Source organism: Amphibacillus sp. MSJ-3 (genome assembly GCF_018919165.1).
In the GTDB taxonomy this organism is placed as follows: domain Bacteria; phylum Bacillota; class Bacilli; order Bacillales; family Amphibacillaceae; genus Amphibacillus.
On sequence record NZ_JAHLQM010000011.1, the window covers coordinates 1 to 24,069 of the forward strand.

The window sequence follows — 24,069 nt, forward strand, 5'->3', positions numbered from 1 at the left end:
GCACCATCCAAATCTGATAAATTTCAATGAATCTATCATACTATGAATGGTCGTATATTTGATCGAAAAGTGTTCAATCTTATTGAGCAATAACTGACTATTTTAGTTTAGCAGTTACATTAGTTCGGTTTTTTATAAAATTGTAAGAATTATTTTATAGATAATAGTTAGAAGAGATATACATTGGATAAGTGATTTATGCAGATTTAATTAAATGATTGATTATCCTAAAGTTATCCTTCTAATCTAAACTATCCGTTCTTAGGAATTGAATAAAAAATACTTTTTTTAAAAAATATCTCCAAAATAATATATATGTGTGTTATTTTAGTAATCGTGGAAAAGAAATTTGGATTTAAAATAATTGTTGTTAAATAAAGAATAGAAGGTGAAGTAATTGAAAAAAAGGACCACTTTAGGAAAAACATTAAAACCACATTGGGTATGGGCAATTGCACTTGGGTCTTCAATCGGTTGGGGTGCCTTTGTTCAACCATTAAACTGGATGTCAACATCTGGACCAATGGGTGCAATAATAGGCTTTATTATTGGTGCTTTATTGATGATGATAATTGCTGTAAGCTATGGCTTTTTAATAAATATGTTTCCCGTTTCTGGAGGAGAATTTGCATATACATACTACAGCCTAGGACGTACGCATGCATTCATTAGTGGCTGGTTTTTAACTCTAGGTTACACATGCATAGTTGCTTTAAACGCATCTGCACTTGCTTTAATGTTTAAATATGTTTTCCCTAATATTTTGGAGAACTTCTTTATGTACGAAATCGCAGGTTGGGATGTTTATCTTGTAGAGATTATTATTGCCACCCTTGCATTAATAATCTTTGGATATTTTAATATCAGGGGAAGTAGCTTTTCAGGTAGAATCCAATTTATTTTCTGTGTTGTAATGGTTGGTGCGGTTGTTGTTATTTCCCTGATGACTGGCATTCATTCTGAAGCTGGATTAGCTAATATTCAGCCTTTATTTCCTTCCAAAACGACTACAATAGGTGCAATATTGTCAATTGTAGCTATTGCACCATGGGCATATGTAGGGTTTGATAATATACCACAAGCTGCTGAAGAGTTTGATTTTTCATCTAAGAAAGCATTTAGGTTGATTATTATAGCTCTTGCATTTGCAGCATTACTATATAGCTTGATGATTTTGTCAACAGCTATGGCTAGTCCATGGGAAGAGTTGGCCAGGGAAGGTCATCTATGGGGAACTGGAATAGCTATTCAGAGATTATTAGGTACAGTAGGTCTTGTTATTTTGGTGATTGCCCTCACGATGGGAATTTTCACTGGACTAAATGGTTTTATAGTTTCCACTAGTCGTTTATTATTTGCAATGTCTCGTGCAAAATTCATCCCAGCTGCGTTTTCGAGCCTGCATCCTAAATATAAGACACCGTATACTAGTATTATTTTTACTGTCGTTGTATCCATGATTGCTCCCTGGTTGGGGAGACAAGCTTTGACCTGGATTGTTGATATGTCCTCTGTAGGTGTAACAATTGCTTATTTTTATACATGTTATACGGCATACTATATGTTTCGTGGTAATCAATCAAATGAAATTGAGTCTGGAAAAACTAGCTTTTTAATAAAAAAGGTTTTCGCAGGATTTGGAGTACTTTCTAGTATTATTTTTCTTGGTTTATTATTAATACCTGGTTCACCAGCTTATCTCGGGGTAGAATCTAGAGTCGCTTTAATTGTATGGGTGATAATTGGTATTATCTTATATATTACTAAACGTAAAGATTTAAATACGATTCCAAAAGAAGAGTTGGATTATTTGATCCTAGGTGAAGATGGCGTGAAATTTATAAACGGAAAGTAGAAGTATCATAATTCAGAACAGTAACAACAAGAGATATATTTCGAGTCATTCCAGCTTCTGTTGCAATGTAGGGATATTCTTTTGCTGTGTATTGTGAATTGCAATCGCTGTGAATCAGAAGATGCATTGGGCTTTGCCTTGATAGCTGATTTTAATGTGTTCGTGGCTAATGAGGAAGTCACTCTAAATAAGCTGGCAGAAACTATGAAACTATCAAGGACTTAATTAAGTACTCTATTAAAAAGAGAAAATGGGCTTACCCTTTCAACAGTACTTGATTCATTTTCGAAGGAATCGAGCTTGTAAGCTAATGGGTGAGGAAAAGTGTAATTGAAAAATGATTATTGTATCAGAAATGTACTAAAATAATAAAAACTTCCTATACTGAATGTGCATGCCCATAAAGTGAATCTTTAATCACTGGGGGAACCTACAGAACATAGGTCAAGCAGACGTTACCAGTTGACGTGGTTGGTTTAGTCTGCCTTCCCCTATCCCCCACTGATTGGGACTGGGACTGTGGTTACTCGTCCCACTGAAAACACTTGTTAATACCACAAGGGTATGACCTAAATGCCTTTGAACCAATCGGGCCGTTACTGTCAGTTGATCTCCCCTTACAATTTTTAGTTTCCTTCGAATTCTTGTAGTGGGAGTCTTACTGACAGTTGCACTGCGATAAAAAGCTGCATGGCATCAAGTATATAGGAGTTTTTTTATCTACCCATATCGAAAAATATTTAAGCTAGAAGCGGACGGTATTTCATAACAACGCATTGCAATGATGATAAATCATTCGCTGCAAAAGCTTACAAAAATTATTACATTAGCCAAACTAAAGGAGTAAAGATCCTACTAGAGAAAGAATTGACAGATTCATGGTTAGAAGATTTTATTCATAAGTATACACCGCCTTCCTCCTAATCCTTTTTGATCTAAGATTTTATCCGCATACTCCTTTTCACTCATTAATTTTTGAACAGTTTTATCAACAAATATTGAGCGATAATGTTTTAGCCTATAACTATCACCTCATAGTTGATTAACCTCAAATTTAAAAAGAAATTATGTCATTTAAAATCACCCTCCAAAAATCATCTATGACATCCCTTTTATATATCAGAATCGTTACCCTTTTTTTAAATAAGTATGTATAGCCCTTATCACAAATAACCATCCTAAGGATAAAATATTACAAATTATATTGAAAGGGGAGATTCACTTGGCTAAGACGATTGCTTTAGCTGGAACTCTCGATTCAAAAGGACAAGAGTTCTCATATGTTAAAGAGGTCATAGAATCACTGGGATTTGATACACTTTTAATCAATACAGGTGTATTTCCGTCAGAGATCAAGGCGGATGTTTCGAATGCCCAAGTTGCTGAGGCGGCAGGTGTGAAGATTGAAGAACTGGCCAGGCAGAAGGATCGTGCTGAGGCGACAAGAATTTTAGCGGAAGGGATGAGAAGGTTACTGCCTGACTTGTATGAACAAGGTAAATTTGATGGGGTTCTTTCTTTTGGAGGTACTGGTGGGACTTCGATTGTCACACCAGGCATGCGGGCTTTGCCAATCGGTGTTCCAAAGGTAATGGTGTCAACGGTTGCATCAGGTAACACTCAGCCTTATATTGGAACGAGTGATTTGGTGATGATTCCTTCGATAGTTGATGTGGCAGGCTTAAATATCATTTCTACTAAGGTTTTCCGTCAGGCGGCCTTTGCGATTGCTGGGATGTTGGATTTTCAAGATAAGGCTTTGGTTGAATCGATTGATCATAAGAAACCACTTATTGCTGCATCGATGTTTGGCTTAACAACGCCCTGTATAAATCATGCTAAAAGTTATTTGGAAGCTCGGGGTTATGAAGTGTTGATCTTTCATGCAACGGGTATAGGTGGTCAAACGATGGAAAATTTAATAGAGGAAGGTTTTTTTGCAGGTGTGCTTGATATAACAACAACGGAATGGGCCGATGAACTGATTGGTGGCGTTCTGAATGCAGGTCCCCACCGTCTAGAGGCTGCAGCTAAAGCAAATGTGCCACAAGTGGTATCAGTTGGGGCAATGGATATGGCTAATTTTGGCCCTTATGAATCTGTTCCGAAGAAATTTGCTGGACGTAAATTTTACAAACATAATCCAACTGTAACTTTAATGCGTACGACTAAAGAAGAGAATAAACAAATTGGTCAAATGATTGCCCAAAAGTTAAATATGGCAAAAGGCCAAACAACTTTAATGTTACCGCTAAAAGGGCTCTCCGGGTTAGATGTGGAAGGACAAGCCTTTTATGGACCTGAAGAAGATCAAGTTTTATTTGACACACTCAAACAACATATTGATTCTGAACGTGTAACTGTGAAAGAAATGGAGACAGATGTAAATGATCCGAAGTTTGCTGAAGCAGCTGCGGAAATACTGATTCAAATGATTGATTCAAATGAGGAGGACAAGTAAATGTTATCGAGACAAGAAATTTTAAAAAGATTCCAGGAAGAAGTCGCTCAAGGAAATGTTCTTTTAGGTGTTGGGGCTGGAACAGGAATTACGGCCAAAAGTAGTGAAGCAGGCGGAGCAGACATGCTAATCATATATAATTCTGGTCGTTATCGTATGGCAGGCCGTGGGTCTTTAGCGGGCTTGCTCTCATATGGCGACGCTAATGAGATAGTAACTGAAATGGGGAGTGAAGTACTTCCAGTGGTTAAAGATACCCCTGTTTTAGCAGGTGTCAATGGTACGGATCCCTTCCGTGTGATGGATGTATTTTTAAAACAATTGAAAGATCAAGGATTTGCTGGTGTTCAAAACTTTCCAACAGTGGGTTTGATCGATGGTGTCTTCCGTCAAAACTTAGAAGAAACCGGTATGGGTTATGAGCTTGAAGTAGAGATGATTCGTAAGGCTCATGAATTGGATCTGTTAACGACACCTTATGTTTTTGATGAAGAACAAGCGAAAGCAATGGCCGAAGCAGGTGCTGATATATTAGTCGCCCATATGGGATTGACGACAAAAGGAACCATTGGTGCACAGACGGCCTTGACACTTGATGACTGTGTCGAACGCATACAAAAAATTGTCGAAGCAGGCCGATCTGTTAATCCTAAGATTATGGTGATTTGTCATGGAGGTCCGATCGCTGAACCTGAAGATGCTGATTATGTCATCCAACGTGTCGATGGCATCGTAGGATTTTTCGGTGCTTCAAGTATTGAACGGTTTGCAGCAGAAAAGGGAATTCGTGAGCAGGCTGAGGCATTTAAGCAAATTAAGAAATAAACACAGATAGGCAAGTGTCCTCAAGGGATGCTTGCTTTTTTTAAGATATAATAAGGATATTAGATGAAAATGAACGGAGCTTTAAAGGTGTAAGCAAAAAAATCATGGAATAACTAAAAAAATAAAAGGAAACCAAATAATAGAAAAAGTCATAAGGATTAGTCTATTGATCCTCACCCTTTCTGTTTTCTAAACAAAGTTTCAGATTAAAAGCCCTCTAATTATTAAAATGATTAAATCTACTATTCTATATATAAACAGTGTTTATAAGGTTAGTAGCCAAAAGAAATATATAATCACTAAATAGTGAAAAGCTATCCAATTACCTTGTGCTTTTTGGTAGTAAATCTGCAGGAGAAAGGGTGGAGTTTTAGTCCTCACATGTAATATAAAGTAGGGTGCCTTTCACGCGCTAGTTTAGAGGACTTAAGGTATCCACACTCCCAATACAGGGAGTGACAAGAAGGGGGAAAATAAAAATGACAGCGTTGCAATTTCAATCCACACTCACAATACAGGGAGTGACTAAATCATTGTTACTGTTTTGATATTTAATTGGGCATTTCAATCCACACTCCTAGTATCGGGAGTGACTGCGATATATTGTGAAAAGTATTTCTGACATACCATATATTGTATCGTATCACTTTTGCTATTCAAAGAACAAGTTAAAAGTCAAAGAATACTTGTATTAATATAAAAATTTTTTGTGCGAACCGACAGGGGAATTCATGAGCACTTCAGGTTCGCACATTTTAGTTATTAAGTTGGTTTTCAGGCATATGCTACTTCAAATTTTGTTAGAGATTAAGTGGTGAGTAGTTTAATGTCTATTTATTAATATAGTTGGGTTGTGGGATAATCATTAATTTAAATTTTAATATGAATATGGTCATAATTATTACTATTAATTATCTTCTACATTTATATAAAGATATCCTGCCTAAGCTATTTTTAATCGTCTTGTTTTGTTATCTGTTTGCAGTTTTATTTGCCTTATATCTGTGGTAGTATTATCCATAAGGCTTGTGGTATACGCTTAGCATTGTTATGAATAGTATAGCCTATCTACATGTCCTATTGATACATTTTTTTCAAACATTCATTACATAACGGACGATTCTATTAAAATATGTTTTAACATTAAAATAAGTTTTAACAAATGAAATGGGGATTATCTGATGAAGAAAAATTGGTGGCAAGAAGTCGTTGTTTATCAAATCTATCCGCGTAGTTTCAAGGATAGTAATGGGGATGGTATTGGAGATATTAGAGGAATGATTGAAGAATTAGATTACTTGGAAAAGTTGGGGGTTGGCGCAATTTGGTTATCCCCTGTTTATCAGTCACCGAATGATGATAATGGTTATGATATTTCTGATTATGAAGCGATTATGGATGAGTTCGGGACAATGGAAGATATGGATGAATTCTTAAGAGAAGCGAATAAACGCAACATCAAAATCATTATGGATTTGGTGGTCAATCATACTTCTGATGAACATCAATGGTTTGTTGAAGCGAAGAAAGGTAAAGATAATCCTTATCGTGACTATTATGTTTGGGCGGATCCGGCAGAAGATGGTGGGGTACCTAATGATTTGCGTTCAACCTTTTCTGGTTCGGCTTGGGAATTTGATGAAGAGAGTGGGCAATACTATCTACATCTATTTAGCAAAAAGCAACCGGATTTGAATTGGGAAAATGATGATATGAGACAAGCAGTATATGAGATGATGAACTTCTGGATTGAGAAAGGTATTGGTGGTTTTCGATTAGATGTGATTGATTTAGTAGGGAAAAAACCATTAGAAGAAATCACAGGTAACGGACCGCGTCTCCATGAATTTTTGCAAGAAATGAATCAGGCGACTTTTGGTAATCACGATTTATTGACTGTGGGAGAAACTTGGGGGGCAACACCGGAAATTGCTAAATTGTATTCGAATCCAGAGCGGAAAGAATTGTCGATGGTCTTTCAATTTGAACATATTGGTTTAGATCAGCAACCTGGAAAAGAAAAATGGGATTTGCAGCCAGTTGATATTGCCCAATTAAAGGAGATTCTAACGAAATGGCAAACTGAGTTAGGGAATGAAGGTTGGAACTCCCTGTTTTGGAATAACCATGATCTGCCACGAATGGTCTCTCGATGGGGGAATGATCAGGATTATCGTGTAGAAAGTGCAAAGATGTTGGCGATTTTATTGCACATGATGAAAGGTACACCTTATATTTATCAAGGAGAAGAAATTGGGATGACCAATACACCGATCCGTGATATTTCTGAGGCTGAAGATATTGAAACGATCAATATGTATAATGAGCGCCTGGAAAAGGGATATTCAAAAGAGGAAATTATTCATTCAATTAATGCAAAGGGCCGTGATAATGCTCGACGTCCAATGGCTTGGAATGGGGAAAAACAAGGTGGATTTACAAGTGGCACACCGTGGATTGCCTTGAACGAGAATTATAAAGAAATTAATGTAGAGGCAGCCTTGAACGATACTAATTCGATCTTCTACACTTATCAAAACTTGATCCAATTGCGTAAGGACAATCCAATTATGGTTTGGGGAAGCTTTGAATTAGTCGATACAGTTGATCAGGTCTTTAGTTATTATCGAAAATATGAAGGGGAATGCTGGTTAATCGTTACGAATTTCTCAAATGAAGAACAGCCTTTTATCTCAGAAGATGAAATAGAAGAAGTAATCATTCAAAATGATAAAGAAAAGATCACGACTTTAAGAGAGATCACTTTACGACCATGGCAAGCATTTGTTGTCAAAGTGAAATAACCGTATAGTGAAAGTTAACTAGAGATAGACTAAGCGATTTAGAGACATTGCCGTGAACAATATGAAAAACACCGTTCCCTTTTTGTAAAATATCTAATAAATAGGGGCGGTGTTTTTCACATTAATGAAGGATAAATGAACCCTTTCCCTGTTAATCTAGGATAAGTGAGAAGCCAGTTGTGATCATTCCGTTAAACTCTCACCATTTGTTTCGATCACTTTTTTATACCAATAGAAGGATTTTTTCTTGTATCGTTTTAAAGTCCCTGTTCCGTCGTCATTTCGGTCAACATAGATGAATCCATATCTTTTACTCATTTGTGAAGTTGACGCACTGACTAAATCGATGCAACCCCAAGAGGTAAAGCCTAAAACGTCAACGCCATCTAGCTGGATAGCTTTTGAAACCTCTATTAAGTGATTGTTTAAATAATCAATTCTATATTGATCCTCAACATAATAGCCATTAATTGGTTGGTCTTGTAACTGATCTTTTGCTCCTAAGCCATTTTCAACGATGAATAATGGTTTTTGGTATCTTTCATAGTACATGTTCAATGTGTATCTTAAGCCTTGAGGGTCAATTTGCCATCCCCATTCGGATTCTTTTAGATAGGGATTTTTCACACCAGTGGTTAAGTTCCCCTTTCCCTTTTCGTAGCTTTCAGGGTTTTTAGCGATGCATTTAGACATATAATAACTAAATGAAAGAAAATCGCATGTGTTTTTTAATAGGTCAAAGTCCTCCGGTTTCGAATCCAAGATGATATTTTCTCTCTCCATCATTTTTATTGCATAGGTTGGATAGTATCCTCGCATTTGGACATCCGTTAACATCATGTTTTTTCGACCGTTTTCCATTGTAGCGATCATATCATCTGGATGAGGAGTTCTTGGATAGTTGGTTAAACCTAATACCATACTGCCTATTTTATTTTCTGGGTCAATTTCGTGACCGATTTTTACAGCCAAGGCACTAGCGACCAATTCATTATGAGCGATTTGAAATAGGTCATTATTTGTTAAGTTCTCTTTTGGTGTCTGTACACCGGCCCCCATATAAGGGAAGTGCCATAGGCTGTTAATTTCATTAAAGGTGAGCCAATACTTCACTTTTCCCTTGTATCGTTTGAAAAGGGTGGTGACATATCTTTCGAAAAAGGTGATTAACTTCCTACTTTTCCAACCATCATAGGTGACAGAGAGATGATAAGGTGTTTCATAATGTGAAAAGGTCACAAGTGGTTCGATATTATGTTTAATACATTCATTAATGAGCTTGTCATAAAATTCTAAGCCTTGTTCATTCGGTATTTCTTCATCACCTTTAGGGAAGATTCGACTCCATGCGATTGAAAATCGATACACTTTAAATCCCATTTCAGCAAATAATTCAATATCTTCCTTGTATCTATGATACATATCAATTCCGTTCAATTTTAGATTATTTTCGTTTATGGTTGCAGAAGGTGCCTTTATTGCACCTTCTGGTAAATAATCTTGAATGGATGGTCCTTTTCCTTCGGTGTTCCATGCGCCTTCTGTTTGATTAGCGGCTGTTGCTCCACCCCATAAGAAGTCAGTTGGGAATCGTTGCATGTTATCAGTCCTCCTTGTTAATTATTTTTACTAGGGGTTGACCATTCGCTACTTTTCCAACTGGTTCAAAGATGATATCAGCATATTGGTCACTATTGGTAATGATAATTGGTGTAACAATTTCGTATCCTTCGGCAGTAATTTTATCAAGATCGAATGATAAGAGTTTATCTCCAGTCACTACTTTTTGATTTTCCTTTACATATGATTCAAAGTATTTTCCTTCAAGTTCAACGGTGTCGATTCCCACATGGATCATTAGTTCTACCCCGTCATCACTTTGTAAGCCAATTGCATGTTTGGTTGGAAAAACAACTTTTACTTCGCCGTTGAATGGGGCGTATACAGTGGGATCATTAGGTTGAATGGCGACACCTTTACCCATAATATTTTTTGAAAACACTTCATCATTAATTGTTGTAATATCAGTGATTTGACCGCTTAAAGGTGAATTTACTTGATATGATTCAGCGTTTGTCATATTTGTTTCACTTGCTTTAGGCTCATACTCTGAAGTTTGTTCGCTACCTTCTTTAGGCATTCCAAAGAAAAAGGTAAGAATAAATGAAGCGATGAAAGCGATAATGATACAGATCACAGCATTAATTACATTGCTTAAGTCATCGGTAATGTATACGGGTAGGGCAGTTATACCGGCAACGGAACTTGCATAAGTTCGCATGTTCGTCAAACCACCCCACAGGCCAGCAATTCCCCCACTGATCATGACCATGAGTAATGGTCGTTTTAATTTCATCGTTACCCCATATAGGGCTGGCTCTGAAACACCAAATAAGGCTGTGGTTCCTGATGATGTAGCTAATGCACGCATTTTTTTGTCTTTTGTTCTAAGAGCGACAGCAAATGAAGCACCTGCTTGGGAAATATTACTAGCAAGCATACCAGGTCCAAGTAGTGTCCCATAGCCTAGTGTCGCATATTGAGTCAGTTGAATTGGCATAAAACTTAAATGCATACCTGTCATAACGAATAGTGGGGTAAATGTCCCAATAAGAACAGGGATGACCCATCTTGCTTCATTATTAAAGAATTCAAAGACATAATACAAACCGTCACCAATAATGGCACCTAAAGGTCCAAATACGATTAATCCTAATGGTGCGGTTAATAGGATCGTAATCATTGGAAACATAAAAACTTTTACCGTGTTTGGTGTTATTTTATTAGCAAGCTTCTCAATATAGGCTTGCATCCAAACAATTAAGATCGGTGGAATTACGGCAGCGCCATACCCGATTGCACGAACAGGGAGACCGATAAAAGTAATCGCTTCTTCGCCTGCAACTAAGCCAGTAAAGTTTGGGTGAATTAAGACTGAGACAATGGCTGCAGCGATAAAGGGATTAGCTTTAAATCGTTTTGCACTTGTGACCGCTAATAGAATCGGCAAGAAGTAGAAGGCTGCATCTGCAAAAGTTGATAATAAAATATAGGTGGATCCCTCTGTATCCACAAGATTAAATACCGTTAGGATGGCCAATAGGGCTTTGATCATACCAGATCCTGAGATGACAGGAATAATTGGCTGGAAGATATCTGTAATGGTTCCTAACACCCGATCTAATATAGATTCTTTTTCTCCGCCTTCTTCGCCATCACTATCATCGTCAGCACTTTCGCCAGCACCTTGAATCTCCATCTTTGTAATTTCAGTAAATACTTTGGAAACATCAGCGCCAATCACGACTTGGAACTGACCCCCCTGGATGATTACTTGCTGTACGCCATCGAGATTTTTAATTTTCTCAGCATCTGCCTTTTTCAAATCTTTTAATTTAAATCTGAGTCTTGTCATACAGTGGACAACCGAATGAATATTAGAAGATCCACCGACAAGTTCAATTATTTCTGTTGCGAGTTGTTTATAATCACTCATGGTTCTTTTCGCCTCTTTCTCTTTGATATACGTTATTAATGTGGAGCATGAAATAAACAAATTCATCATTAGTAATAGTGACATTAAAATTGGTGGCTAAATATTTTTTAACCTTGATTGTACAACGATAGGCATGAGGGTATTTATCGCGTAATTGATTATATAATTGATGATCATTTGTCGCATAGATTTCTTTCGTGTAAAGGCGGCGGCCAAAAAATCGAATGTGAGTGACAAATCTTAAAACAGGAAGTGATGATTTATCTAATGTTATCTGATAATGGAATTCAACAATTTGCAAAATATCTTCGACCATTTTTGCGATTCTTGCAGTATGTTCGATGCTCTCAGTATTGTATTGGGCGTTGACAAAGTGCATGGCAATAAAACCAGCTTCATCCTCATCCATCTTTAGATTCGTAGAATAATAAATCATGTCTAAAGCAATCATGCCTAATTTAAATTCAAAAGGGTAAAACTTCTTGATATCCCAAAGCAGTACGTTATTAATTTTTTGATTCTCTTCATAGCGCTTAATCGCATAGGAAATATGATCCGTTAAGCCAACTAAAATATTGTGATCTAACTTTACCTTCATTTGTTCCTGAGCCATATTGAAGATTGTACGAGATAAATCAATATGTTTTATCGGAATATCTTTGAATAGTTCAGAAGCTTCCTTGTTGATCTCTGTTTTATCAAAGATATATCGTTTTTGCACTTTAGTTTGATCGACTTTATCACCGGCCTTTTTTGAAAAACCAACCCCTTTACCTAGTAAAATAACTTCATGACCTTTATTATCTTCCGCTAATAAAGCGTTATTATTAAAAACCTTCTTTATCAGCATAAAAACCCCCTCCTTAAATACAAAAAACACCCAAAATAATGTTACGCACCAAATAAATGCTGCGCGACAAAATTTAGGGTGTTGCCTACATGACTAGTTACAATTCCTAATAATTGAATTTGAGATCATCCTATCACAGTAATATAGAAAAATCAAGGCTTTTATAATTACTTTTTTAGGTGATATAGCCACCTGTTTTACTATTAAGGATATAATAGAAGGTCGCTTACTTTTTTAATTGTAGGAAATGAAACGTTAGGAAGTGTTGGATTTGGTAACTGGAGATAGAAAAAGTTACCGGGTAAAGTCTTGACACCATACCCTAGATAATTGAATCATTCTTTCAGTTAGTTTATCCTACAATATTTACTTTGATTCCTTTACTGTACCTGGAAACATCCCATCAACAATTTTGCTTGTCACATCTCTTGGTTCACCTTTCCATGGATAGTGGTGAAGAGTGATCATTGGGAAGGTATTAACTTCGATGATTTGTACTTCATCACCGTTGATTAGGACATCTGTTCCACAAGCTGTTAAGCCTGGAATTGACATCATGGCTTGTCTAATATATTCTTTAATATCATCACTGATTAAATCTGTTACTTCTACTGCATCTCCGCCGGTTGAGACATTGGAGTTATCTCTTAAGTAGATGAATTCATCTTTTGCTGGGATGTCATCATAAGTATAGCCGTGTTTTTCTAACACGCGTTCAGTTTCTTCATCCATTTGTAATTGTTTGTGGATTGGATTTCCGCTACTTATTCTTTCCTTGTTTTTTAATTCGATGAGTTCTTTGACAGTGTGCTTGCCATCACCGACTACATTTGCTGGTATGCGGTTGACAATGCCAACAATTTCATCATTGACAAAAGTAAAGCGATATTCATCGCCTTCGACAAATTGCTCAATTAGTACTTCATCATGTAATTCTGCAATTTTGTTAAAGCATTTCTTGAATTCATCGATATTATCAATATTGACGAATACCAAGTTGCCCATCATGCCGTCATATGGTTTGATAACAACGGGTAAAATGGGTTCGGCCCAATTCCACGCCCTGTCGATATCTTTATTTGAGAACACAGCATTTTCTGGGGTATTAAATCCGTGTCGTCTAAAGAGTCTGCTTGTTACTTCTTTCATATCCATTGTCATCGTTGCAAACGGTGAATTATAAGCAAGTAACACGGTACCCCCTTTAACTAAGTAACTATTATTTTCATGTGACATTTTAAATTGTTGTTCGGGTAGAATATCGATTTGCACCCCGCGTTTTATAGCTTCATGTACGATTAATTCATTAGTTTTGGTCAATTCTCTTCCGACAACGTCAAAATATTTTCTGCTCATCTGGATCCCCTTTCTCTATTTGCTGTTCACTATAGATATGTTATCATGCCTCTTGAATAGTTAGCAACGTTAAACACTTGCTAGTTGAGCGGCTTAATATATGCTAAAATATAGTTGATTGTGTGTAGATAAAGTGAACTCTTACTAAGTGGGGGGGTTCTAATTTACTGTGTGTTAGATGAACGAATTGTACTTTTACGGGTTGTTGATGATTTATTTGTCGAAGTTGGAGTGGAAAGAAAGATTAGAAATGTTGTTTAGGTAAAGATTAAAAAAGTGTTAGAATAAGAGAGGATATAGATCAAAAGAACAGGAAGGTGGATATAATGAAAATTGCAGTGGCAGGTACAGGATATGTTGGTTTATCTAATGCAGTGCTTCTTGCTCAAAATCACCAAGTCTATGCTTTAGATGTTATTCAGGAAAAAGTGGATTTAATCAATCAGAAGAAGTCTCCAATTGTTGACGAAGAGATCGAGACGTTTTTAGCGACGAAGGATTTAGATTTGACCGCAACAACAAGCCCGCAAGAGGCCTATGAAGGAGCGGAATTTGTCGTTATTTCGACACCAACGAATTATGATGAACAGAAGAATTATTTTGATACAAGTACAGTGGAAAGCGTGATTGAGGATGTGTTGGCGATTAATCCTCAGGCAACGATGATCATAAAATCAACTGTACCTGTTGGTTTTACATTAGAAATAAAGGCTAAATACAAAACAGACAACATTATCTTCTCACCAGAGTTTTTACGGGAGGGGAAGGCACTCTATGACAATCTCTATCCGTCACGAATTGTTCTTGGTGAACAATCAGACCGTGCCCGCCAATTTGCTGATTTGCTCGTAGAAGGGGCATTGAAGGAAGATATTGATGTATTATTTACTGACTCAACAGAAGCGGAAGCTATCAAGCTCTTCGCCAATACTTATTTAGCTCTTCGCGTAGCCTACTTTAATGAACTTGATACATACGCAGAAGTCCGTGGTCTAAATACGAAACAAATTATTGAAGGGGTTGGACTTGATCCGCGAATTGGAGGGCATTATAATAATCCATCTTTTGGTTATGGTGGTTACTGCTTACCGAAGGATACCAAGCAATTGTTAGCTAATTATGAGAATGTCCCTAACAATATTATCCAAGGAATTGTTGATGCCAACCGTACCCGTAAGGATCATATTGCTAATCAGATTTTAGCTAAAAAGCCAAAGATTGTTGGTATTTATCGTCTAACAATGAAAACAGGTTCTGATAACTTTAGACAATCTGCTATTCAAGGTGTTATGAAGCGGATAAAAGCAAAAGGAGTAGAAGTGGTCGTTTATGAGCCTGTGTTAGAAGAAGAAACATTTTATCATTCACGTGTGATTAAAAGCCTTGATGAATTCAAACAGATTTCTGATGTGATCGTTGCCAATCGATTAACAGAAGAGATTACAGATGTTAAGGATAAAGTTTATACAAGAGATTTATTTAGTAGAGATTGATTGTGATCGCTGGGACGAGAAACCGCAAATGTTTTCGGTGGGACGAGTAACCGTAAATGTCTCCGATGGGACGAGTAACCGCAGTCCCAGTCCCGGTCAGTGGGCTTCAAGGGAAGGCAGACTAGATCCACTAGGTCCTGTGGTAACATCTGCATGGCCTAGGTCCTCTAGGCCAGCTGCCCATTGAGTGAAGCTTGATGTCATTTACTAAGTTCATAAAAAATCGATCGAATGGGTTAATCATAGGCGTAAGATGTCTTAACGAGGTGAAAATAATGAAGGCAATTATACTGGCGGCAGGTTATGCAACTCGACTTTATCCACTAACAAAAGATAAAGCGAAGCCCTTATTAGAAGTTGGTGGTAGGCCAATTCTGAATCATATCATGGAAAAACTTGAGGAAGTGGTAGAAGTCGATGAAGTCTTTATCGTGACCAATGAGAAATTTGCTTTGAGTTTTTCAGAATGGGTAGAGGGCTACCAAGGGGACAAAAAAGTAACGGTAATCAATGATCATACGACAACAAATGCAAATCGCTTAGGAGCTATAGCTGATATCCAATATGTGATTGACAAGGTGCAAATTGAAGATGACCTTATCGTTCTTGCTGGTGATAATCTATTTGATTTTAGTTTAAAAGATTTTGTTGCCTTTTTCAAAAAGGTCAAGTCCGATTGTATTACTGTTCATGAATTAAATGATCCAGCTGAACTTCAACATATGGGAGTCGTTGAAGTCGATCGAAATCATCAGGTAATTTCTTTCGAGGAAAAGCCAGAAGTACCGAAGACCCATTTAGCTGGCCCACCTTTTTATATTTATCAACGGGAAACCTTACCACTGATTAAGCAATATCTAAATGAAGGTAATAATCCAGATGCGCCTGGTCATTTGATTCCCTGGTTAATTAAACATAAATCCGTCTTTGCTTATCGATTTGAAGGTTTAAGACATGATATCGGTACAATTGAGAGTTATCTTAAAGTACAGGAGTTATATTGAGATATAAATGATAAAGCTAGGGCTTATTGGTGGATAACCGATGAGTCCCTTTTTTTATTTGAGGTCAAGACCTGATTTGCTCATCTCACACCAAGTAGGGAGTGTGGAAAAACATCCATTGATCGAGGGCACCGAAAAGTCCGGTTTTTTTAAAAAATTGCAAGCTCAATTTTGACAAGATATTTATTTGTTTTTAATTGTCAAAGTGGGGGATAAAACAAATTTAATCCTAAAAATGTTGATGAGTAGGTAGTTGATTTTTTGGTCGTTTACTTTTTCGATGGCTTAGATTGGGAGGAGATTCACTTTATCAATTAGATCTTATTCGAAGCAAAAAAACATTTCACTTTTTTCTTGAAATTATCCGTATTTATGTTTATCATAGGAGTTGAACAATAGTTTGTTTGGTAAACAAACAATATAGTTTATTTAAGTTTTTTACATAATCGATCTGCATAGACTTGGAATATTGCGCTGAAAACTTGCTTATTCTGTTTAGTGGATCGAGAAGTGTCTTTCCTGTTGGCTGTGGTTTGTCAAATGAATTAAGCGATTTGGGGGTGAGTACGATGACTAGCTCAAAGCAAACCAAGCAGAGTAGAAGTGGAGCAGAATTTTACTCAGTTATTTTTGAAAGAATAGAAACATTACTGCGCCATGATCGCCCGATTATCGTTGCTATTGATGGAACAGCTGGTAGTGGTAAGAGCTCTTTGGCAAATATATTGTCTGGTAAATATGATTGTCAGGTTTTTCATATGGATGATTTTTTTCTTCCTTTAGAAATGAAAACGAATTCTCGCCTAAATGAACCAGGAGGGAATGTACATTATGAGCGATTCTTGACAGAAGTCATGGAGCCATTAAAAGAAGGAAAGCCAATTGCTTATCAACGCTATAATTGTCGAACATGGGCTTACGATGATCCGATAGAGGTTGTCCCCAAACAACTTAATATCGTCGAGGGTGTTTATGCACTACATCCTGTGCTACAACCGTTTTATGATTGGACACTCTTTCTAAAGGTTGAGCGTGAGGTTCAATTGGCACGAATTTTATCTAGGGAAGGTGAAGCAAAACTTAAACAATTTATTGATCGTTGGATTCCTTTAGAAGAAAACTATTTTACTAGATTAGACATTGAGCAAGTGGCTGATCTGGTGATGGATACATCAAATTTATAAAAAAATTTGGAGGAGAAATGTGATGCCAAATCAACGGACGAAGAAAATGGTTTTTGTCTCTTTATGTATTGCTATTGGGCTTATCTTACCCCCACTGGCTAGAATGTTACCGATTGCTAACGTAGGTTCAGTGCTACTTCCGATGCATATACCTGTTCTTATTTGTGGGTATGTAGCAGGAGGGCGTTATGGTGCGATAACGGGTCTTATTTTACCCCCGCTTACCTTTCTGTTAACAGGTATGCCACCACTGTTTCCTGTCGGTGTTTCGATGATGTTTGAACTAGCCGCTTATGGTTTATTAACAGGGGTCTTATATAAATTAACAAACGGCAAGATTATTCTGTCACTGCTTGGTGCGATGCTTGGTGGTAGGGTTGTTTATGGGATCTTTAACTCAATCTTCTTTGGAATGGCGGGTATGCCATTTGGGATGGAGGCCTTTATTGCGGGTGGATTTGTCACTGCCTTACCAGGTATCATCATTCAGATTCTATTGATTCCCCCGATTATTCATGCCTTAAGACAGGCTAACTTAATTATAGAAGATTAAGAGATCATTCGATCTTGCTTGTTCATTTATTGTAAGGCTAGGGGAGATAAGAAAAAGTCTTACTGTTTTTTCGCAGGTTGGCTGACTGTTAGCTCTATACTAAAGAAGTTTCACTTTATTAACTTAATTAAATAAAGCGTTAAGCGATTAATTTTTTGGAGGAGAAAAAATGAAACAATTATCAGCAAAAGAAGTAAAGAAAACGAACTATCCAGAACGTGTTTTGCAATTTGGTGAAGGTAACTTTATGCGTGCCTTTGTCGATTGGCAAATTGATCAGTTGAATAAAGCTGGGCTATTTAATGGGAGTGTTGTGATTGTACAGCCATTAGAACAGGGCCTAGGTGATGTAATTAATCAACAAGATGGATTGTATACTTTAATCTTAGAAGGAATGAAAGACGGGCAAGCTGTTAGGGAGAAACAAATCATCGAATCTGTTAGTCGTGTAATTAATCCCTTTCAACAAAAAGATGACTATTTTGCCTTAGCACAAGCTCCAGAATTGGAATTTATCTTCTCGAATACAACTGAAGCAGGAATTGTATTTGACCAAGAGGATCTCTTAACGGATGAACTTCCTAAAACTTTTCCTGGTAAATTAACTGCTTTTCTTTATCAGCGGTTTATTCACTTTAACGGAGATGATACTAAGGGAATGACGATCATTCCCTGTGAATTGATTGAGAATAATGCGGATCAGTTGAAAAAATGTATTTTACAATATGCTGATTTATGGGATTTACCTAAAGAATTTGTCACTTGGATCGAGCAAGCTAATCAATTTTGTAATAGTTTAGTCGATCGAATTGTTCCAGGGTATCCAAAAGACAAGGCTAAGGAAATTGAAGCTGAACTTGGCTATGCGGATCAATTAATCGTTGTTGCTGAACACTATCATCTTTGGGTCATCGAGGGGGACCAAGCTTTAGCTGATCAATTACCAGTAGAGAAGATCGGTTTGAATACACTATTTGTAGAAGATTTAACTCCATATCGAAGTCGAAAAGTAAAAATTTTAAATGGGACACATACGGCGATGACGCCAATCAGTTATTTAATGGGGCTTGAAACGGTTGAAGAAGCAATTAATGATCCACTGATCAATGCTTATTTGACCGCCTTACTCAATGATGAAGTATTAACAACATTACCAATGGAAGCTGATGAATTACAAGCCTACACCAATTCTGTCTTAGAGCGGTTTGAAAATCCTTATATTAAACATCAGCTATTAAGTATTTCATTAAATTCTATCGCCAAGTTTGCTACAAGAAATCTACCAGTTTTACTGGAGTTTTATCAGAAAGAAGGAAAATTACCAGATAAATTAGTCTTTGCTTTTGCTGCCTTACTCTATTTTTACCGAAATGAGCAAAAGATCTTAAAAGATGATCGTGAGATATTGGATCGGTTTGAGAGTCTATGGTTGAATTTTGACGGTTCAAAAGATTCAGCCTTGTCATTGGTTCACTCTGTTTTATCAGAAGAATCATGGTGGAATGGCGAAGATTTAACAAAACTAGAAGGTCTTGAAGAAAGCATCGCTGACCTGCTCATTCAATTTAATCAAGTTGGAATGAAATCAGCATTAACTTCATTATTAGGAGCTGAAAATCATGCGTAAATTCAAACAATTACACGAGCGAGATAATGTTATTGTTGCCCTTATGCCTTTGAAGCAGGGGGAAGTATTGGAAGTCAATGATCAATCAATTAAATTAATTGAAGATGTACCCCAAGGACACAAGCTTGCCATTCAACCGATTAAGGAAGAAGATCATGTCATTAAGTATGGTTACCCGATTGGTCATGCCATTGCTGAAATCAAGGTCGGGCAATGGGTCCATACTCATAATATGAAGACGAATTTATCAGGCATTGAAGACTATCAATATAATCCAAAATCCGTTGAAAATCCTTTTGACCGTGATGATCGGCATTTCTACGGTTATAAAAGAAAAAATGGTGAGGTCGGGATTCGTAATGAGTTATGGATTGTCCCTACTGTTGGTTGCGTCAATGGGGTTGCTGAACAAATTTTAAAGGAATTTGAACGTGAACTAGGTGATATAGCACCTTTTGAACAGGCTTTGGTACTCTCACATCAATATGGTTGCTCCCAGTTAGGGGATGACCATGAGAATACTAGACAAATTCTGTCTGATATTGTTCATCATCCGAATGCCGGTGGTGTGCTTGTCCTAGGCCTAGGATGCGAAAATAATATCGTGGAGGAATTTGAACAACATTTAGGTGACTATGATAAGGACCGTGTTCGTTTTCTTGTTAGTCAACTTGTTTCAGATGAAGTTGAAGAAGGGGTTCAGAAACTAAAAGAGATTTATCAAGCTGCTAAAGATGATCATCGGGAGCGTTTACCGCTATCAGAATTAAGAATTGGATTGAAGTGTGGTGGCTCTGATGGGTTATCAGGGATAACCGCTAATCCACTGGTAGGTGAGTTTTCGGATTATCTAGTTGCCCAAGGTGGTACAACTGTTTTAACAGAAGTACCAGAAATGTTTGGGGCAGAGACCATTTTAATGGAGCGGGCTGAGAATGAACAGGTCTTTAATAAAACAGTAGAGATGATTAATGATTTTAAAGCTTATTTTATTAAAAATGAACAGCCTGTGTATGAAAATCCATCGCCTGGTAACAAGGATGGTGGGATCACTACTTTAGAAGATAAATCCTTGGGCTGTACACAGAAAGCGGGAACAGATATTGTTCGGGACGTATTGAAGTACGGGGATCGCTTGAAGAAAAAAGGCTTAAACTTATTAAGCGCACCTGGAAATGACTTAGTTGCTGCTTCTGCCCTGGCTGCTTCTGGCTGCCATATCGTCTTATTTACGACAGGGAGAGGGACACCTTTTGGTACCTTTGTGCCGACAATTAAAATCTCATCCAATAGCCAAATTTATGAGAAAAAGCCGCACTGGATTGATTTTAATGCAGGTCAGCTTTTAGAAAAAGACAATACAGATGTACTTGATCAGTTTATTGATTATATCATTGATATTGCGAACGGAACGAAATCTAAAAATGAGTTAAATGGTTATCGGGAACTAGCTATTTTTAAAACGGGTGTTACCTTATAATATTGTTCACCCACTTATAGCGGGGTTTACTATATTTGGTCCACCGGTCAATTGATTGTGGAAAGCCCTTATTCCAATCATACGTGGGAGTACGATTGGATTATATGGGGGATCAACAGTTAGGAAAATGTAAATCGTTCATCTAACACTCAGTGGGATTGCTGAGTGTTAGTTTTATTTTATAAGTATGATAGGAAGCTAGCCTACGAGTTAAGGTCTTTCTTCGTTATAATCCCATTTGTTCTGATCGAGCAAATGGTTTTTTGCTTTCTTCGGGGAATCTAGTTTTTAATTCTGACTAGGGTTTTTCTGTCTTATGGTGTATATGAAAGCGTAAGAAATTTAATTATCTATTCTAATAGATTCTCACTGGAAAATCGTTCGCTTTTCAGGAGTAAATCTCTTTTTTAGCTGGAATGACACCCACTGATTGAAATTTTTCTTTATCTATAGGAAAGTCCCGTTAGTTTAAGCCTAGCAAGGCGTTTTATGATAAATAATAATCATGCGGGTAGTTAATTACTCATGGTAAGTAGCAGTTTTTCCGTGTTTTGTCATTTTGCCTAATAAGACTAAAGTATCGCCAGGTTTTATTAGGGGTCTATTTAAAAAAATGTCTGCTTTTGTCGATAATTATTATTTAATCATTTCTGTTGTCTATTGCAGTAATAATCGGCTATAATAGCAATTATATTTTCCTATATCGTACAATTTTTGATATACTATTAATAATGAATCAAGGAGGCAGATATGATGGATATGCAAACCTATCAATCTATGGATGCTGTTGGTTTAGCTGAATGCATCAAACAAAAACAGGTGACGCCGAGGGAATTGGTAGATCTTGCTTTTGAAAGATTAGGAGAGGTCAATCCTGATTTGAATGCGGTTGCACGTACGCGTAAAAAGCGTGTTTATGAAGAGTTAGAACAGGTGAAGGATCAGGGGCAACCTTTCTATGGGGTTCCGATGTTTTTAAAAGATATTTCACAAGCGCTAGCAGGTGAAGTTTTGAGCTCTGGATCGAAACTTTTAACAGAGAATATTGCTAAGCAAGATTCGAATTTCGTTGCTCGGTTAAAGGAAGCGGGTTTTTTTATGCTCGGTCATACAACGACTCCGGAGTTCGGTTTAAAAAACATCACAGATCCTGAAGTGTTTGGACCAGCTCGAAACCCTTGGAATTTAGCACATTCTCCTGGTGGCTCAAGTGGTGGTGCGGCGGCTCTTGTTGCAAGTGGTGTTGTCCCTGTTGCTGGTGCTAGCGATGGTGGTGGTTCGATTCGAATTCCAGCAGGTTTCTCTGGATTATTTGGTCTGAAGCCAACGCGTGGGCGTACCCCGATTGGACCAGGTGTCGGACGTCAATGGCAGGGAGCTTCGATTGACTTTGTCCTTAGCCGTTCAGTACGAGATAGTGCAGCATTATTGGATGTACTCCAAGTCGTTCAACCAGAAGCCGCTTATCAAACCCCCCTATACGATGGAAGTTATTTTGATATAACTAAGAATCATTCTTCAAAGAAATACAAAATTGCTTATACAACTGCTTCACCAGTTAGAACAACAGTAAGTGATGAAGCAAAAAGTTCAGTATTAAACATGGTCAAATGGTTAGAAGAACAGGGACATGAAGTTGTTGAAGCGGAAGCACCTGTTGACGGTGTTCAATTAATGAAAAATTATTACCTCATGAATAGTGGCGAAATGAATCAAGTGGTCACACAGCTAAAACGGGGACTAAATCGTAATTTAACAATCGATGATATAGATATAATTACTTGGGTCTTGGATCAGGCAGGGAAAAACGTGACTGCTGCTACATATAGTGAGAGTTTAGCGGGCTGGGATTTAGCTGCGGCGCAAATGGCTGAATTTCATCAAGAGTATGATCTCTATTTAACACCGACAAATGCTCATCCTGCACCGAAAATTGGTGAACTTGAAATCCCTGAAGAGAAGAAGAAAGACTTTTTGAAAATCGATCACTTATCAATGGAAGAACAGCAGAAAGTTGTTTATGAAATGTTTTTACCAAGCTTAACCTATACGCCTTTTACACAACTGGCTAATTTAACAGGGCAACCTGCTATGAGCGTTCCAACTTTTATCACGCGGGAAGGTTTACCGATGGGGGTTCAATTTGTTGCTGGTAAGGGCAGAGAGGATCAATTAATTGAATTAGCTAGCCAGATTGAACAATCCGAATTATGGCAACAAAGAGTAGTTGATCCCAAATAGAGATGATAAAATGTAGGGATTAGGGGTTGCGAAAAGTTATTTTTAGCGTGAGATTACAACCTGTAAATAGGTGGCTAGATTTTAACTAAAATAAGCCTGACGAATAAAGGATGTGTTTAAGTGGCGAAACAAATTTTAGTCAATGATTGGGCACCATTATTAGATGCTGAATTTAATAAACCTTATTATCAAAAGATTCGCAAATTTTTAATTGAGGAATACCAAAACCAGGTTGTTTATCCCGATATGAATGATATTTTTAATGCTTTACATTATACGACATATGAAAATGTTAAAGTAGTTATTCTAGGGCAGGATCCTTATCATGGACCGAATCAGGCGCATGGGTTAAGTTTTTCAGTACAACCTGGTGTTGCGATACCTCCTTCATTAAAAAATATGTATAAAGAGTTACATGCAGATCTAGGTTATCCGATACCAAACCATGGATCTTTAACAAAGTGGGCTAAGCAAGGGGTATTGCTTTTGAACAATGTCTTGACTGTTCGCAAAGGTCAAGCGCATTCACATAAGGGGATCGGCTGGGAAAAATTCACCGATCGAGTGATTGAATTATTAAATGATAAAGAAGAATCCATTGTTTATCTCCTTTGGGGTGCTGCGGCACAGAAGAAGGAGCAACTAATTGATACAGATAAACACTTCATCATTAAATCTCCGCACCCGAGCCCCTTATCTGCTCACCGTGGTTTTTTTGGAAGTCAGCCTTTTTCACGGGCAAACAATTATTTAAAGGAAATAGGTAGGGAGCCAATTGATTGGGGAATTGAATCGATTTAACTATAATTAGGCGTTTCTATAAGTGGGGTAAGTACGTTC

16 protein-coding genes are annotated in these 24,069 nt (G+C 37.3%); 12 read left to right on the forward strand and 4 right to left on the reverse strand.

Features of this window, described 5'->3' with window-relative positions:
• Positions 1–397 precede the first annotated feature (397 nt).
• The 4 genes from KQI76_RS04770 (at position 398) to KQI76_RS04785 (ending at position 7,945) form a co-directional block, all read left to right on the forward strand.
• On the forward strand, positions 398–1,855 hold the full coding sequence (locus KQI76_RS04770; protein WP_216399175.1) for an APC family permease: 1,458 nt from the start codon (positions 398–400) through the stop codon (positions 1,853–1,855).
• A gap of 1,222 nt (positions 1,856–3,077) precedes the next feature.
• On the forward strand, positions 3,078–4,316 hold the full coding sequence (locus KQI76_RS04775; protein WP_216399176.1) for a Tm-1-like ATP-binding domain-containing protein: 1,239 nt from the start codon (positions 3,078–3,080) through the stop codon (positions 4,314–4,316).
• Positions 4,317–5,141 carry a phosphoenolpyruvate hydrolase family protein gene (locus KQI76_RS04780; RefSeq protein WP_216399177.1) on the forward strand — a complete coding sequence of 275 codons (825 nt, stop codon included), beginning with the start codon at positions 4,317–4,319 and terminating at the stop codon, positions 5,139–5,141. It abuts the gene before it with no gap.
• Positions 5,142–6,322: 1,181 nt separating this feature from the next.
• The gene (locus KQI76_RS04785) at positions 6,323–7,945 is read left to right on the forward strand and encodes a glycoside hydrolase family 13 protein (RefSeq protein WP_216399178.1); all 1,623 of its coding nucleotides are present in this window, start codon (positions 6,323–6,325) and stop codon (positions 7,943–7,945) included.
• A 183-nt stretch (positions 7,946–8,128) separates the two neighbouring features.
• Here the strand turns inward: KQI76_RS04785 and KQI76_RS04790 are convergent, their stop codons facing one another.
• The 4 genes from KQI76_RS04790 to KQI76_RS04805 all read right to left on the reverse strand — a co-directional run bounded on the left by KQI76_RS04790 (position 8,129) and on the right by KQI76_RS04805 (position 13,647).
• Positions 8,129–9,544 carry a glycoside hydrolase family 1 protein gene (locus KQI76_RS04790; protein WP_216399179.1) on the reverse strand — a complete coding sequence of 472 codons (1,416 nt, stop codon included), beginning with the start codon at positions 9,542–9,544 and terminating at the stop codon, positions 8,129–8,131.
• A gap of 4 nt (positions 9,545–9,548) precedes the next feature.
• The gene (locus KQI76_RS04795; protein WP_216399180.1) at positions 9,549–11,441 is read right to left on the reverse strand and encodes a beta-glucoside-specific PTS transporter subunit IIABC; all 1,893 of its coding nucleotides are present in this window, start codon (positions 11,439–11,441) and stop codon (positions 9,549–9,551) included.
• Entirely contained in the window at positions 11,434–12,291 is an 858-nt protein-coding gene (gene licT / locus KQI76_RS04800; protein WP_216399181.1) for a BglG family transcription antiterminator LicT, read from the reverse strand. Before licT ends, KQI76_RS04795 begins: the two co-directional genes overlap by 8 nt.
• A gap of 366 nt (positions 12,292–12,657) precedes the next feature.
• Positions 12,658–13,647, reverse strand: coding sequence for an ATP-grasp domain-containing protein (locus tag KQI76_RS04805; RefSeq protein WP_216399182.1), 990 nt, complete (start codon positions 13,645–13,647; stop codon positions 12,658–12,660).
• Positions 13,648–13,973: 326 nt separating this feature from the next.
• On the opposite strand from KQI76_RS04805, the gene KQI76_RS04810 reads away from it, so the two are divergent.
• From KQI76_RS04810 to KQI76_RS04845, 8 genes are all read left to right on the forward strand, one after another.
• A complete protein-coding gene (locus tag KQI76_RS04810) occupies positions 13,974–15,140 on the forward strand; it encodes a nucleotide sugar dehydrogenase (protein WP_216399183.1) in 1,167 nt (388 codons plus the stop codon).
• A gap of 275 nt (positions 15,141–15,415) precedes the next feature.
• Complete coding sequence (locus tag KQI76_RS04815) at positions 15,416–16,144, forward strand: nucleotidyltransferase family protein (RefSeq protein WP_216399184.1); 729 nt, start codon at positions 15,416–15,418, stop codon at positions 16,142–16,144.
• A 569-nt stretch (positions 16,145–16,713) separates the two neighbouring features.
• Positions 16,714–17,328, forward strand: coding sequence for a uridine kinase family protein (locus tag KQI76_RS04820; protein ID WP_216399185.1), 615 nt, complete (start codon positions 16,714–16,716; stop codon positions 17,326–17,328).
• A gap of 22 nt (positions 17,329–17,350) precedes the next feature.
• A complete protein-coding gene (locus KQI76_RS04825) occupies positions 17,351–17,881 on the forward strand; it encodes an ECF transporter S component (RefSeq protein ID WP_216399186.1) in 531 nt (176 codons plus the stop codon).
• A 169-nt stretch (positions 17,882–18,050) separates the two neighbouring features.
• Positions 18,051–19,508 (forward strand): tagaturonate reductase, encoded by a 1,458-nt coding sequence (locus KQI76_RS04830; protein ID WP_216399187.1) that lies wholly within the window; start codon positions 18,051–18,053, stop codon positions 19,506–19,508.
• Positions 19,501–20,988: a UxaA family hydrolase gene (locus KQI76_RS04835; protein WP_216399188.1), complete on the forward strand. Its 1,488-nt coding sequence runs from the start codon at positions 19,501–19,503 to the stop codon at positions 20,986–20,988. Before KQI76_RS04830 ends, KQI76_RS04835 begins: the two co-directional genes overlap by 8 nt.
• Positions 20,989–21,741: 753 nt before the next feature.
• Positions 21,742–23,229 carry an amidase gene (locus tag KQI76_RS04840; RefSeq protein ID WP_216399189.1) on the forward strand — a complete coding sequence of 496 codons (1,488 nt, stop codon included), beginning with the start codon at positions 21,742–21,744 and terminating at the stop codon, positions 23,227–23,229.
• A gap of 120 nt (positions 23,230–23,349) precedes the next feature.
• Entirely contained in the window at positions 23,350–24,030 is a 681-nt protein-coding gene (locus tag KQI76_RS04845; protein ID WP_216399190.1) for a uracil-DNA glycosylase, read from the forward strand.
• Positions 24,031–24,069: the final 39 nt, after the last annotated feature.